Here is a 15547-nt window from a genome sequence, read left to right as displayed (position 1 = left end):
AAACTGATTTAGGGAATCACATGTCTCATAAGAGTTATAGCCGGTTCTATCGACAATTTACACAGAAAATTTTAGATAAAATTGTGACTCCTCAAGTCTTGGGTAATACTGAAAAATTAAAAAAAACCTTAGAATATCAAACAGATAAAAAAATAATTTGCTATGTATTACAAGATGCATCCTTAAGCAACACGGTCCTGATTGATACTGAAGCCAAAGCACGCCAACTGCCTTCTGTTTTTACACCTTTCAGCATTCAGGAGTTGCAGGAAGATGATTCTATTCTGGCTTTAAACCTACCTAACTCACAAAATCAAACCTATCATTATTCGGCCAAGCTCATTCGGCTGATTGAAGCTCTGGAAAAATATCCCGAATACGAAATAGAACTGGTTCCGGTGACGGTTTTATGGGGCCGCTCACCCGAATATGAAGACTCCTGGTTTAAAGCCTTATTTGCCGATGCCTGGGCGACACCATCCAAATTAAAGCAGGCCTTGAATATTTCTTTATATAGCCGTGAAAACTATATTGAATTTCACAAACCCATTTCCCTAAGAGCAGCTATAGAAAAATCTAAAATTGAATATCCAAACTTTTCCCCGGCACATTCTGTGGTCAAGGAACTTAATAGCAATTTCAATAAATACAAAGAAGCCATTTTAGGTCCCGACTTATCCGACCGCCGTAATCTCATTAACAAGTTAATGAAAACCGAAACGGTGCAAGATGCCATTCGTAAAGAAAGTATTGACAACAAAATCAGCATGTTCGAAGCAGAGAACCGTGCCAAAGGCTATTTAACCGAAGTGGTTTCGGACTTTTCCTATTCTACCCTACGTTTTGCTGAACTGGCGCTGACCAAACTCTGGACGCAACTTTATGATGGAATTGAAGTGCATAATTTCGATACCGTTCGCGAGCTGGCCAAAGATTACGAAATTGTCTATACCCCATGCCATCGCAGTCATATTGACTATTTATTGCTGTCTTATGTGATTTTTAACCGCGGCTTGATGGTTCCGCATATTGCGGCAGGCATTAACCTCAACCTGCCTGTGGTCGGTCAGATCATGCGTGGTGGCGGTGCTTATTTCATCCGTCGCACATTTAGCGGAAATGAGTTATATACCTCTGTTTTTAAAGAATATTTACATAGTTTATTGTCGCGTAACACCCCTTTGGAATACTTTATTGAAGGCGGCCGTTCACGGACTGGTCTGCTGTTACCACCGAAAAAAGGCATGCTGTCGATGACGGTACAAAGCCATTTACGTGGTGCAACCAAGCCGATTGCCTTTATTCCCACTTATTTTGGTTATGAAAAACTGATTGAAGGCACCTCTTATTTAAATGAACTAAATGGCAAACCAAAAGAAGCCGAATCGATCTGGGGCATCTTGAGTTCAGTCCGTAAAATTGAAAAAGTCTTTGGCCAGGTGCATGTCAATTTTGGGGAACCGGTTTTTCTGGATCAGGTTTTAGCTGAACATCAAGCCAGGGATATTAAACTCGACATTCATGATGAATTACCCCAGCCTGTGATTCAAACCGTGAACCAAGTTGCAAATTCTATTTTGGAAAATATTAATAAAGCAGTGGTAATTAATCCCATCTCTTTAATTTCACTTATTTTATTGAATGCAGATAATCACGCTTTAACTGAACATGATTTAATCGGTAAAATTGATCAATATCGTCATTTATTAAAAATAATGAAATATGATGCAAAAATGATCATGACAGAATTATCGAGCACAGAGATTATTCAATATGCTGCAAAATTAAAACAGGTTGAAATCTTCAGCCAAAATAACCAAAACTGGGTACGCGTTGCCGAAAGTCAAAAAATTCTATTAAGTTATTTTAGTAATAATATTCTACACTGTTTTATTTTACCGGCATTAATTGCAATGCTGGTGCATTCGTATAAAAAAATCTCTACACGTTATTTAACCGACACCCTTAAAAATATTTATCCCTATTTTAAAGAAGAATTTTTCTTAAAATGGTCTATGGATGAATTAGAAAAAGAAATCACAATCATTATAGATGGTTTAGAACATTTAGGCTGGATTGTTCGTCAGGATCAAACCCTTTCTATCCCAGCCGATGAACACATGCAAAACCAGTTTGTAACATTGGCCCATTTGTCTGCTTCTAGCCTAAATAACATGACTATGATTGCTACATTACTTCAGCAATATGCTTCGTTGCAAGCACTGAGCCTGAAAGAACTGGAGAAAATGGGTAAAGCGGTACTAAACAAACTGTCACAAACCAAAAAGATTCAGGCCGGTTATTATTTTGACAGCGCCACCTTAAAAAGCTTTATTGCTATTTTAAAAGAAAAAGGTCTGCTCAGTACTCAAGAAAATCATTTTGTCATTAGCGATGATTTTGAAGAAAAAATGTCTGCAATTTTTAACTGGTATAATCCTGAAACGCGTCAGGCAATCACTGAAGCCGTGCATTTTAATGAAAAAGAATTAAAAGGATTTAAACAGACCCATAAAAATTGATAAATCATATTCTGCATTGCTATCAGGCATTTAATCTGGATTAAATGCCTTATTTTAATGGATATAAGAATATCTGATAATTACTTTCATAAAAAACCATTGAAAATGTTACATTTTCATCCTATATGAGATTAATCAGGCAGTATACTGCCTAGGTTACTGTTGCGTAGTATGGAAATGCTGTATGAACACCGATCTTGAAATTGCTTCTATGCATGAGTCTATTGATGTTGTTGTCACAATATTAAAATCATTAGCCAATACAGATCGTTTACTTATTTTATGTCATCTTGCCAAACAAGAATTAAATGTCTCCCAAATAGAACAGACGACAAAAATAAGCCAGCCTACCTTATCACAGCAACTGATGATGCTACGTAAAAGCGATATGGTGACCACACGTCGCGATGGAAAACAGATTTTTTATTCCATTAAAGATGAAAAACTGGTTCAGGTACTCAATACCCTATATCAACTCTATTGTCCTAAAAATTTAATTTAATCATATAAATAAAAGAAAATTGAGAAGATGTAATCGTCCTGATAAGACTTCTTAGCATTTTTTATGCATAATATATCTAAAATAGTGATTTAGCTTTAGATATGTCAGATTTAAATTCTCGCTTAACGGCGCTATTACCCTCTTGGCGCTGGCTGCGTACCTACAACCCGACCAAGTTTAAATCTGACCTTCTTTCAGCTCTTATTGTCATTGCAATGCTGGTTCCGCAAGGTATGGCCTATGCCATGCTGGCAGGACTACCGCCCATTACGGGACTGTATGCCAGTATTTTGCCCATGATCATTTACGCCATGGTCGGGAGCAGTCCTACGCTTTCTATTGGCCCGGTCGCGATTATTTCCATGATGACTTTCGCGACACTCAATCCGTTATTTGAGGTTGGCTCACCAGTTTATATACAGGCTGCCTGCCTGCTTGCACTAATGGTGGGTGTCATTTCCTTATTGCTCGGGATATTTCGATTTGGCTTTCTGATTCAGCTGATTAGTCATCCGGTCATCAAGAGTTTTATTATTGCTTCTGCGCTGCTGATTGCTTTGGGTCAATTCAAATTTCTGGTCGATGTACCTTTAAAGGCGAATAATATCCCTGAGTTTGTAGTCAGCGTTTGGCAATATCTAAGGTACAGCAATTTCGCCTCTTTGATGTTTGGCATGCTTGCGCTCATTTTTCTGATTTATTTCCCTAAAGTTTTACAGTCCAATGCTGTGCAAAGCCGAATAGGGTCGACTGCATTTATGACGAAAGCCTTACCTTTAAGTTTGGTGGTCATTTCAATTGCGGCGGTCTATTTTCTGGATTTAAAAGCCGTAGGCATTAAAACAGTAGGAGAAATCCCCTCAGGTTTTCCCCCGCTGAGTATGCCCTACTGGAGTCTGGATCTGGTCATTACCTTGTTACCCGGTGCAGCAATGATCGCCATGATCAGCTTTGTCGAGTCTTTATCTATTGCTCAAGCGACTGCCCTACAGCAACGCAGTCATTTAAATAGTAACCAGGAACTTATCGCATTGGGTTTATCCAATTTAAGTGCCGGGCTCAGCTCAGCATTTCCGGTTACCGGAAGCTTATCGCGCACGGTGGTCAATGCAGATGCCGGTGCCAAAACTCCGCTGGCAGGGGTCATTTCATCTCTGCTTATTGTAGTGGTCAGTCTTTATTTTACCGGCTTTTTCCGTGATTTGCCTTTAGGTATTCTGGCCGCCACCATCATCGTTTCTATCTGGAAACTGGTTGATTTCAAGCCCTTTATTGAAACCTGGCGTTATTCCAAAGCTGATGGTATTGCCATGTGGATTACCTTCTTTGGTGTGCTCTGCATCGATATCTCGACTGGTTTGCTACTGGGTATTGTTTCTACCTTTATTCTGCTGCTGTGGCGGATCAGCCGTCCGCATATTGCCGTCATTGGTCTGGTTGAAGGAACCCAGCATTTTAGAAATATACAGCGTCATCAGGTACTGACCTCAGACACAGTCCTGTCCATGCGGATAGATGAAAATCTGACCTTTCTAAATGCCAATACCTTTAAAGGTTTTCTGATTAATGCCGTGAGTCAGTATACAGATTTAGAGCATGTGGTCATTAACTGCTCCAGTATTAGTGCCATCGATCTGAGCGCGCTGGAAATGCTGGAAGACCTGAATGCCGAGTTAAATAAACTGAACATTAAACTGAATTTTTCCGAAATTAAGGGTCCAGTGATGGATAAATTACAACATTCAAAACTGCTGCATCACTTAAGTGGCCGGATTTATCTGTCTCATTTTCAGGCCATGCAAGAACTTTCCCCGGAAGTATTTTAAGACAAATCAGATATAAATGATCTCACTCAATTTCTGCTGTGGTTTTTTGAGACTGCCTTTGATATTTTATTAAGAGCTTGAAAATAGAATCTTTTAACAGAGTACAACACAGCAGAATAATCGGAAGCATTTGTATTATTTGAATATTTAAAAAATATGGCAAAAATTTGATGAAAAACTAAAAATATCAACTTTAAAAATAAGCAGTTAGTTTTTATATGGAAATTATTTTTTAGCCATATCACTTTTAGGTATAAAATGCCGAATATTTTTTGTGATTTTTTAGTCCTCGTATTTGTAACAAGGCACCTTTATGTTTTCTGCTTTAATGCGTTTGAGTTTAGTCTCCCGAATTATTATCGCCATTATTCTGGGTATTGGTGTTGCTGTTTTGTTCCCGAATCTGGCTCCTTATTTAAGCCTGTTAGGTGACCTGTTTATTAAAGCACTTAAATCTGTTGCACCCATTTTAGTTTTTGTGCTGGTTTTAGCCTCTATTGCTAATTTTAAAGTCGGACATAGCGCGAAAATTAAACCCATCATACTAATGTATGCAATTGGAATGTTACTGGCTGCATTAAGTGCCGTAATTGCCAGTATCATTTTTCCAAGTACCTTGTTTTTGGATATTCCCGCAAATGCAGACTTGCAACCACCCGGTAGTCTGATTGAAATCTTAAAAAACCTGCTTTTAAGTTTTGTGGCCAATCCTGTGGTTGCGATTAGTGAAGCCAACTTTATTGGTATTTTGGCCTGGGCTGTTGCTTTGGGGGTTGCATTCCGTCATGCCCATGACTCAACAAAAGTATTGCTCACCGATGCTGCAAATGCCGTAAATACCGTGATCCGTTTAGTCATCAATTTTGCCCCAGTGGGTATTTTTGGTCTGGTTGCCGTGACCTTTGCAGAAGCTGGATTAAGTACGTGTGAGAGCTATGCACAATTGTTAGCAGTATTGATTGGCACCATGTTGTTTGTGGCATTGGTAGTCAATCCAATGATGGTGGCCTTTGTGACCCGTGCAAATCCCTATCCACTGGTTTTTCAATGTTTACGCGAAAGTGGCATTACGGCGTTTTTTACTCGCAGTTCGGCAGCCAATATTCCTGTGAATCTGGATTTGGCCAAACGTTTAGGTGTTGCTGAATCTACAGCCAGCGTTGCCATTCCTTTAGGAGCAACGATTAATATGGCGGGGGCTGCTGTTACCATTACCGTCCTCACCTTAGCCACTGTAAATACACTGGGTATTTCGGTGGATTTCACCACCATGCTGGTTTTATCGGTACTGGCAACCATTTCAGCCTGTGGTGCTTCCGGTGTTGCCGGGGGATCTTTATTGCTGATTCCTGTCGCTTGTGGCCTGTTTGGGATCAGTTCAGATGTCGCCATGCAAGTGGTAGCTATTGGTATGGTGATTAGCGTATTGCAGGATTCAACAGAAACTGCATTAAATTCTTCAACAGATGTGCTATTTACTGCTGCCGTTGACCGCGGTTTGGATTAAGATAGTCATTATTAAGTTTTTTTTGTGACGTTATGCCTTTTCAAACTTTACCGCTCTGGGTTCAATTAGGGGCTTTTTTTCTTGCAGTCAATGCAGGAATGATTAACGTTCTCGGACTGGTGACCGTGCTGCATCAGTCCGTTTCCCATATGACCGGAAATGTCAGCATGTTGGCCATGGCTTTACTCAAGTGGGAACCTGAACACATCCTTTACTTAATCCTGGTTATTCTATGCTATGTCATTGGCTCATTTTATAGTGGATTTATACTAGGAAATAGTCAGTTTAAGTTAGGACACCGCTACGGTTTGCCCTTAAGTCTGGTGGCTTTTTTTATCCTGTTATGTTGGCTTTTACTTCCCTATTTCCCGCGTTATGCCTTACTTTGGGCATGTGGTGCCATGGGTATCCAGAATGCTATGGTCAGTCATTATAAAGGTACGATTATTCGTACAACCCACTTATCGGGTGTTTTGACCGATTTAGGCTTGGCTTTAGGCTACAGGTTACGGGGACTAAAAGTAGAACGTAGACGTATTATTCTGCACTTGCTCATTTTATTTGGATTTTTCATTGGCGGTCTACTTGCCAGCGTGATTTATCCTTATTTAAAATTGCATGCCTACCTTGTCCCAGTGATGTTAAGCTGGACACTTAGCTTGATTTATTGGGTTATTTATTATCGTTATCGGCAGACTCAAGAGTAATATCGGAATTTATTATGGTCAAAAATGCATTACAGGCTCAATTGCTAAAAGCGGGTTTAGTCGATAATAAAAAGGCTAAAAAACTGTCAAAACAGGCCGTACATGAGCAACGTACCGGACAAAGCAATGAAGCTGAATTAAAGGCCAAAATTGCTCAAGACCAGAAAGAAAAGCTGGCTCGCGATCAGGCGCTGGATTTAGAAAAAAAACGCCTGTTACAGGGTAAAGAATTAAAAGCTGCCATTGTGCAAATGATCAATCAGCACAAAATTAAAGATACCGATGGCGAAGTGGCCTACCAGTTTATTGATGACAATAAAGTCAAAAAGATTTATCTCAATCAGCAGATTTACAATGCGCTGGTTGCAGGTTCACTCATTATTGCCAAAGAAGCAGATAGTTATGCCGTTTTGCCTAAAGCCTTGGCAGAGCGCATTAACGACAAGATGGAAGGCTTCATTATTGTCAACAATTCTGAAAAGAATGAACAGACCACCGATGAAGACGATCCATATGCAGCCTACGTCATTCCAGATGATTTAATGTGGTAAGTCCAGCTCATCAATTATTGAAGGAATTCACTATGCCAGTATTCGTATTGGCATAGATAACAAGAACAGAATAATGATAAGAAATTAAGTAATTTCAGCATCAGCCCAGCTGGTGAATTTTATTTGAGTTCGTGTATATAAAACGTTATCTTTATAATAATCAAAAAATAACGCTATACACTATTCCATAATTTAAAAAATTCAAGGTAAGTTTTTGGAACAATTGGCATTCATACAAAATATTCAGGACTGGTCAGATCACTATCCATGGCTAGAAATGTTCACCTCTCTCAGTATTTTAATTTTACTGGCATTCCTGGCAAATTTTATTGCCAAGCAAGTAGTGGTTCGTGGTATCCGCCAACTGATTTCCAAGATGAAATTTGTCAATCAGGACATTTTTGCCCAGCATAGTGTTATCCGCCGGGTTTCAAACATTGTGCCAGCGATTGTGATTATGAACGGTATTGTCACTGTTCCGCATCTTTCAGAAAAAGTAACTGTTTTGGTTCAGATGGCGGCACAGGCATTTATTTTTCTCACACTTGCTTTAGCCATCAGTGAATTTTTAAGTATTTTCAATCTGGTTTATCAACGTAATCCCAAATCAAAAAATAAACCGATTAAAGGTTATTTACAGCTGGTTAAGCTGATTATCTTTATTGTCTGTGGCTTGATGATTTTAGGTACTTTCCTCAAAAAAGATGTCTTTACTTTGCTGGCAGGTTTTGGTGCCATGGCAGCAGTATTGATGTTGATATTTCAAAATACCATTCTCTCCTTGGTAGCCTCAGTACAAATTTCATCTTATGACATGGTGCGAATTGGTGACTGGATAGAAATGCCTTCACTGAATGCCGACGGTGATGTCATTGATATGTCATTACATACCATTACCGTGCAAAATTTTGACAAAACCTTAACTACTATTCCAACCAATAAGCTGGTAACAGATACTTTTAAAAACTGGCGCGGTATGGCGTATGCTGGAGTGCGCCGCATCAAAAGGTCCATCTTTATTGATCAAAGTAGTGTGCATTTTATGACACCGGATGAGCAGCAAAAACTAAAAGATTTTTTATTGCTGGATCAATATTTAAATAGCAAACATGATGAGCTGGAAAGCTTTAACCAGCAACTATCGAACCAATCTTTATACAATCAGCGCCGTTTAACCAATTTAGGTACCTTCCGCGCCTATGTTGAGTTTTACTTAAAACAGCATTCAGGTATCGCGCAAAATCAATCGCTGATTATTCGACAATTACAGCCGACCAGTGAAGGTTTGCCCCTGGAAATTTATGCTTTTGCAAATACGACAGTATGGAAAGATTATGAGGCGATACAGTCTGATATCTTTGATCATTTGATTGCAATTGTCCCGGAATTTGGTTTAAGAGTTTATCAGGCACCATCCGGTGCCGATTTCAGGCAATTCACGGCACGTTCAGCAGATCAAGCCGAACTTTAAAAATAAACGGGCTGATGCAATAGTTAAAACGTATTGCTATTATTCTTATTTGTACTTGAATGATTCAACTGAAAATAAGGCATCCCCCGTTCATGCAATTAATATGGTTTCGACAGGACTTGCGTATACAAGACCATGCTGCACTTTGGCATGCAGCTCAATCTGGAAACTGTGTTGCCTTGGTGATTCTCTCACCTGAGCAATGGCAACAACATGATGACAGCCCTGCCAAACAAATATTTTATTTACGCCAACTGGAAACGCTAAAATCACAGCTCAATCAGCTAAATATTCCACTGCTGATCAAGCACATTCCTTTATGGAAAGATGTCCCCAACGAGATGCTACAGCTTTGTCTGCGACTTGGTATTGACGCTGTACATGCCAATATTGAAATTGGAGTGAATGAATTAAAACGAGATGCCCAAACGCAACAAAATCTGGAAAAGCATCAGATTTCGCTTGAGCTTTATCATGACCAGACGATTTTTCCTGTCGGTTCAATCACAAATAAATCTAATCAGCCTTATCAGGTGTTTAGTGCGTTTAAAAAACGCTGTTATGAATTACTTGGCATTGGCCTACAGCAATGTTATCCAGCAGTGGCAAAGCAGGAAAAAATAGCGCTGAACCTGGAATCAGAAAAAACGAAAAACAGTGCATCAACATATATGCAAAGCTCTGTATCAGATCAGTTACAGCAGCTTTGGCCGGTAACGGAAGACTATGCACTGAATATTTTGAATCATTTTGTTGACTCTAAAATACAGCAGTATCAACAGGAACGGGATTTTCCTGATCTTAATTCAACCAGCCGATTGTCTGCTTACTTAAATATCGGTGCGGTTTCAATCAGGCAGTGCTTACGAGCCGTGTTTAGAAAACAAAATGGTCATTTTCATATAGACAATGCGGGACAACAAACCTGGCTGGATGAATTGTTGTGGCGTGAGTTCTATCAACACATTCTTTATCAGTTTCCTGCCGTTTCCAAACATAAACCTTTTAAAAGCAATACTGAGAAGATTCAATGGCGTAATGCTGAGCAAGACCTGCATGCCTGGCAACAAGGTCAGACTGGAATTCCCATTGTAGATGCGGGTATGCGTCAGTTGCTGCAAACCGGTTGGATGCACAACCGGGTACGTATGATTACAGCAATGTTCTTAACCAAGAACCTGCTGATTGACTGGCGTCTGGGTGAAAAATGGTTTATGCAGCATTTAATTGATGGCAATTTGGCCGCAAATAATGGTGGCTGGCAATGGTGTGCTTCAACGGGAACCGATTCAGTACCCTATTTCCGAATCTTCAACCCAATCACCCAATCGCAAAAGTTTGATAAAAACGGCGATTATATCCGAACATGGGTACCGGAACTGGCACATCTGGATGCAAAAAAAATCCATGATCCTTATGCTTACCCACAGGTGCGAAAATTAAATTACCCACGGGCAATTGTGGATTTAAGCTTATCGCGCAAGCGTGCCATAGAGGCGTTTAAGGCAATCTGACTTGGAAATATTAAAGAATCGCCCTGTTCAATCAGGGCGAGACCCAAAACTACTGCAATCTACAAATCGTTTCAGTTGAATGCTGCTCTAAGGTGCTGAGGAGAATCCACCTAAAAGAATGCCAAGCCCTAAAAAAATTCTAAAATCAGTTCAATTGATCGAAATGAATTAATTCAAACCATTAATCTTGCGAAGCAGTGTTTCTCAGGTAGAACTTTCTGAAAAAAATGATCGGGGGCTATCATCGACGAAGTTTAGATGACGCCAAAATGCACTGTATCAAATTGTTAGGTGATCAATTAACTTCAAGACATTTTCAAAGCCAGGTTAATGAAATTCATGTATGTGTGGCTGTACTGAACAAATTTACCCAGTGAGGTAGACCTTCATACCCAAGTGATCTCCTAAATTTTAATGATTTGGAGTAAATTCAGCTTTTAAATATTTATGTAACAAAGCCGTTAAAATGAAAAGTTTACTGATTTAATCAGACTTTTAGATATTCATTAAATTATTATTTATACTATTGAAGTTGCAATAATATTCAACCTAACAGCCATTTACTCAAGGAAATTCGCATGTTGCAGTGGTTTGAAAAACTCGTCGATCCTTATCCATCCAAAGGTTTAAACGAACCACTTCCTACCCGTTTTTTCCCTTTTGTCTGGCAAGCCGCTCAAGGTGTGCGCCCTTATTTATTGTTGCTGGTGCTGTTTACCGCAGCTGCTGCAAGTTTTGAAGCCTTTCTTTATTCTAAAATTGGTGATTTGGTGAACTGGCTAAGCAAGAGTCAACCAGACATTTTTTTGGCTGAACATAGCCAAAATCTTACGATCTTGAGCTGCATTCTGCTGGCCAATATCTTATTTGCCAATATACAGTCTATTATCAAGCATCAAATTTTATACAGTACTTTTCCCATGCGTTTACGCTGGCGTTTCCATAATTTACTGTTACAGCAAAGTCTAGACTTTTTTCACAACGACTTTGCCGGACGTTTATCTGCCAAAGTAATGCAGACTTCACTGGCGGTACGTGAATTTTGGGTGATTTTGGGTGATATGCTTGCCTATGTTCTGATCTACTTTGTCACGATCAGTCTGGTTCTGGGGGCAATTTCTCCGTTGCTGATTTTGCCTCTGCTGCTTTGGCTGGTACTGTTTATTTGTGCTGCCTGCTTTTTTATTCCACGTTTAAGCCAGATTTCAAGCCAGCAGGCCGATGCCCGTGCAGTCATGACTGGTCGTGTTACCGACGCTTACACCAATATTCAAACCGTGAAACTATTTGCACATGCTGGGCGTGAAAGCAAGTATGCCAAAGCATCCATGCAAGATTTCATGATCACGGTATATAAACAAATGCGCCTGGGCACACAGTATGAGATCAGCATCAATTTACTCAGTGTGGTTTTATATGGTGGCGTTTTAGGTACCGCCATCTGGTTATGGATCAACGGTCAGGCCGAACTCGGTATTATTGCTGCAACGACCGCCATGATTTTAAAACTCAACAGTATTGCCGAATTTATGATGTGGCAGTCATCCGCACTGTTCGAAAATGTCGGAACCATTCAGGATGGTATGAAAACCTTGGGACGGCCAATTCACATTCAGGACAAACCGGATGCACAACCTTTACAGGTACAGCATGGTGAAATTAAATTTGAAGATGTCAGTTTTGCTTATCAGAATAAAAATGTGATTGATCATTTTAATTTAACCATTAAACCGGGAGAAAAAATTGGCATTGTCGGCCGCTCTGGTGCAGGAAAATCGACCCTGATTCAACTGTTATTGCATTTTTATAATATTAACCAAGGTCGTATTTCGATCGATGGTCAAAATATTCAAGATGTGACTCAGGACAGTTTGCGTAAAAATATTGCTTTTGTAACTCAGGATACCTCTTTGTTACATCGTACCGTGGCTGAAAATATTAAATATGGCCGTCCCGATGCAACAGATGAAGAGATGTTTGAAGCCGTGCGCAAAGCCAAGGCGGAAGATTTTATTCCACAGCTCACTGATTTGCGTGGCAAAACTGGCTATGAAGCCTATGTGGGGGAACGCGGTGTTAAACTATCGGGTGGTCAACGCCAGCGTATCGCCATTGCCCGGGTGTTTTTAAAAGATGCGCCAATTCTGATTTTAGACGAAGCCACCAGTGCCTTAGATTCTGAAGTAGAGGCGGCAATTCAATCCAGTCTGGATGAATTGATGCAAGGTAAAACCGTGATTGCGATTGCCCATCGACTATCCACCATTGCACAAATGGACCGTTTGATTGTGCTGGATGAAGGTAACATTGTAGAGCAAGGCACGCATGAAGAACTGGTTGCGCTGGGTGGTATTTATGCACATTTGTGGCAAAGACAGACGGGCAGTTTTTTAATCGAACAACAGGCATTGAAGAAAAAGGATATGTATTGATGCTGTATTTAGAAGATATAAAAGTGGGTGATCGTTTCATTAGCCGTGAATATGAAATGACCTTAGAAGAAATCAAACAGTTTGCACATGCTTATGATCCTCAAGTTTTTCATACTGATGAACATGAGGCCAAAGCACATCCTGTTTTTCATGGCATTGCTGCCAGTGGCTGGCACACCTGTGCAGTTACCATGCGTTTATGGACTGAGTGTTTTCCGGTCGCTTATGGTTTGATTGGTTCAGAGTCCAGCCTGCGCTGGCCGCGTCCGACCCGTCCTGGCGATAAGATTCATGTCGAGATCGAAATTGTGGCAATTACGCCATCAAAAAGTAAAAATGACCGAGCTATAGTCAGTTATGTGACTCAGGCATTCAATCAGAACCATGATGTATTACTTATTTCAACCACTAAAATTGTGGTCTTTAAAAAAGATGTTCAGCCTGAATAATTTTCAGGCTTTAAAAATATTGTCCAACAATTTTAATCGAATACTGTTTCAACTCATGCCAATATGGCATCTACAAATAGAAAAACGAATGAATGCAATGGATGGCGCATGAAAACGATTTCTCCAAGACAGGATCAAGGCATACCGGGTGTTTATGGACTGCTGCTGTTAGATGTGGTATCCCGTTGGGGTTACACTGCTGAAGCACTCTTCACCCCATTTCATTTAAACAGTGAACAGTTGGCAGACCCCAACTTTCGTATTCCGACACCAGTTGCCAATGAACTGGTCAAGCATGCACTACGTTTAACTGGCGAGCCGACACTGGGTTTCCATTTGGGCACCCAGATGCGTATCTCGATTCATGGTTTTATTGGTTATGCCATTATGACGGCACATGACATTACTGATGCCCTGATACTGGCGAACCGGTTTATCCAGCTACGTATGCCATTTTTACAACTTTATTTTTCCACCTTTGGTGAAAAAGCGACCTTACAGTTGCAGTGTGATTTTGATATTGAACCCTTACGTACTGAAATTGCCATTGCCCTGACCTTTGGCATTATTACCATGGCCAAAGCCCTGACCGGTTGTGAGGACCTGTCCGGGGAGATTGATTTTGATTTTCCCAAACCGTCCGGTTTTGAACGTTACATGGCAAAATTTCCATCGCATCAGTTCCGTTTCGAACAGCCACATCTATTAAGCAGTTTTGATAAAAAATATCTGAGCTTGAAAATGGTCAATGCTGACCCAATTGCCAGCCAGATTGCGATTAACCAGTGTGAAGCGGAACTGTCTGCCTTGGGCGAACGTCGCCGCCTAGCCATGCGGGTGCGTGACATTTTGACCAATTCTGAACAGCATTATTTAAGTATTGAAAATGTGGCAGATCGGCTGCATATGTCGGATCGCACTTTAAAACGTCAACTGGCAGCCGAAGGCACCTCATTTTCTACATTGGTAGATGAAGTACGTTATCGGCATGCCACTTCCCTGCTGTCACGTACTGATTACACGCTTGAGCAGATTGCCGATGAAATTGGTTATAGCGATGTCGCCAATTTCAGCCGTGCATTTAAGCGTTGGAGTGGGCGTAGTCCAAGCAATTGGCGTAAAGATCCTTATCTATAAACTTTTGTTTTTATCAAAAAACATGTATAAAACATGGCAAAAATGATTTGAATATTTTAAAGGAGTCATCCATGAATCACCCTTCAGAGTTAAAGTACGCAAGTACACACGAATGGGTCAAAATTGAAGGTGATCTGGTTATTACTGGGATTTCCGACCATGCACAAGATGCTTTGGGCGACCTGGTCTATGTTGAAGCGCCAGAAGTGGGTCAGAAAATCACTGCCGGTGAACAGGCAGGCGTAGTTGAATCGGTGAAAACGGCTTCTGATATTCATGCACCTGTTTCAGGTGAAGTGGTTGAAGTAAACTCAGCACTTGAAGATGATCCTGATTTTGTCAATGATGACCCTTATGGCAAAGGCTGGATTTATAAAATCAAGCCAGACAACATGGCGGATGTAGAGAAACTGCTTTCCAGTAGTGAATATGAAGCAGGTTTGTAATACTGCTTTAAATAAAAAAATCAGCCTGTATGGCTGATTTTTTTTATCGTCAGAAAAATGCAGTACTCTTTAAAAAAATAATCTTTGAAAAAGCAAATTGAAAAAGAAAGCTCAAATTTTTTAATAAAAAAGTATCTGACTTAAGACATTTATGATTAAGGTGTTTCCGGGCCTGTCTTAGCTTGATTCTCTTCCGGATCTTTATCTTGCAGCATACTGAATGATGCAGCTGAACCTGGAACCGTTTGATCCTGTCGGTTACTTTTCAATTTAATCTGCAAGCGCAATTCATTCATGGAGTCGGCATTACGCAATGCTTCTTCATAACTGATCGCACCCTCATTATATAAATCATATATAGCTAAATACCAAATAAATCATTACAGTAATCTTTAAACAATTTATCAATATCTTTAACTCTAAACTTATTGCGAATCATTTTTACTCGTGACCACATTTTTTCTATAGGATTTAAGTCCGGGC

General features: G+C 40.1%; 12 protein-coding genes and 2 pseudogenes. 13 read left to right on the top strand and 1 reads right to left on the bottom strand.

Annotation, left to right across the window (positions count from 1 at the left end):
- Nucleotides 1–20: 20 nt before the first annotated feature.
- The 13 genes and pseudogenes from plsB (at nt 21) to gcvH (ending at nt 15064) form a co-directional block, all read left to right on the top strand.
- Nucleotides 21–2522 (top strand): glycerol-3-phosphate 1-O-acyltransferase PlsB, encoded by a 2502-nt coding sequence (gene plsB / locus FTU91_RS03675; protein ID WP_180042574.1) that lies wholly within the window; start codon nt 21–23, stop codon nt 2520–2522.
- Between the two features lie 184 nt (nt 2523–2706).
- The gene (locus tag FTU91_RS03670; RefSeq protein ID WP_086196964.1) at nt 2707–3024 is read left to right on the top strand and encodes a metalloregulator ArsR/SmtB family transcription factor; all 318 of its coding nucleotides are present in this window, start codon (nt 2707–2709) and stop codon (nt 3022–3024) included.
- Nucleotides 3025–3125: 101 nt separating this feature from the next.
- Entirely contained in the window at nt 3126–4850 is a 1725-nt protein-coding gene (locus FTU91_RS03665) for a SulP family inorganic anion transporter (protein ID WP_180081017.1), read from the top strand.
- A 313-nt stretch (nt 4851–5163) separates the two neighbouring features.
- Nucleotides 5164–6357 carry a serine/threonine transporter SstT gene (gene sstT, locus FTU91_RS03660; protein ID WP_180081015.1) on the top strand — a complete coding sequence of 398 codons (1194 nt, stop codon included), beginning with the start codon at nt 5164–5166 and terminating at the stop codon, nt 6355–6357.
- A gap of 32 nt (nt 6358–6389) precedes the next feature.
- Nucleotides 6390–7064, top strand: coding sequence for a YoaK family protein (locus tag FTU91_RS03655; RefSeq protein ID WP_180042577.1), 675 nt, complete (start codon nt 6390–6392; stop codon nt 7062–7064).
- Nucleotides 7065–7078: 14 nt separating this feature from the next.
- Nucleotides 7079–7615 (top strand): DUF2058 domain-containing protein, encoded by a 537-nt coding sequence (locus tag FTU91_RS03650; RefSeq protein WP_180081013.1) that lies wholly within the window; start codon nt 7079–7081, stop codon nt 7613–7615.
- Between the two features lie 214 nt (nt 7616–7829).
- Nucleotides 7830–9086, top strand: a complete 1257-nt coding sequence (locus FTU91_RS03645; protein ID WP_180081011.1) for a mechanosensitive ion channel family protein — start codon at nt 7830–7832, stop codon at nt 9084–9086.
- A 92-nt stretch (nt 9087–9178) separates the two neighbouring features.
- Complete coding sequence (locus FTU91_RS03640) at nt 9179–10600, top strand: deoxyribodipyrimidine photo-lyase (RefSeq protein ID WP_180081009.1); 1422 nt, start codon at nt 9179–9181, stop codon at nt 10598–10600.
- A gap of 114 nt (nt 10601–10714) precedes the next feature.
- Nucleotides 10715–10977: pseudogene (locus tag FTU91_RS03635) on the top strand (IS5/IS1182 family transposase); the annotation flags it as partial.
- Nucleotides 10978–11178: 201 nt separating this feature from the next.
- Nucleotides 11179–13032 carry an ABC transporter ATP-binding protein gene (locus tag FTU91_RS03630; protein ID WP_180081007.1) on the top strand — a complete coding sequence of 618 codons (1854 nt, stop codon included), beginning with the start codon at nt 11179–11181 and terminating at the stop codon, nt 13030–13032.
- Nucleotides 13032–13481 (top strand): MaoC family dehydratase, encoded by a 450-nt coding sequence (locus tag FTU91_RS03625; protein ID WP_180081005.1) that lies wholly within the window; start codon nt 13032–13034, stop codon nt 13479–13481. The genes FTU91_RS03630 and FTU91_RS03625 overlap by 1 nt, the downstream gene beginning before the upstream one ends.
- Nucleotides 13482–13589: 108 nt before the next feature.
- Nucleotides 13590–14618: an AraC family transcriptional regulator gene (locus tag FTU91_RS03620; protein WP_180042582.1), complete on the top strand. Its 1029-nt coding sequence runs from the start codon at nt 13590–13592 to the stop codon at nt 14616–14618.
- 71 nt (nt 14619–14689) lie between these two features.
- Entirely contained in the window at nt 14690–15064 is a 375-nt protein-coding gene (gene gcvH, locus FTU91_RS03615; protein ID WP_086196973.1) for a glycine cleavage system protein GcvH, read from the top strand.
- 155 nt (nt 15065–15219) lie between these two features.
- Here gcvH and FTU91_RS03610 read toward each other — a convergent pair.
- A pseudogene (locus FTU91_RS03610) lies at nt 15220–15426 on the bottom strand (type IV pili twitching motility protein PilT); the annotation flags it as partial.
- Nucleotides 15427–15547 lie beyond the last annotated feature (121 nt).

Origin of the sequence: Acinetobacter sp. YH12201, from assembly GCF_013418145.1 — a bacterium.
In the GTDB taxonomy this organism is placed as follows: domain Bacteria; phylum Pseudomonadota; class Gammaproteobacteria; order Pseudomonadales; family Moraxellaceae; genus Acinetobacter.
The sequence above is the reverse complement of the archived record's forward strand: the minus strand, read 5'-3'. Positions and strand labels throughout refer to the sequence as shown.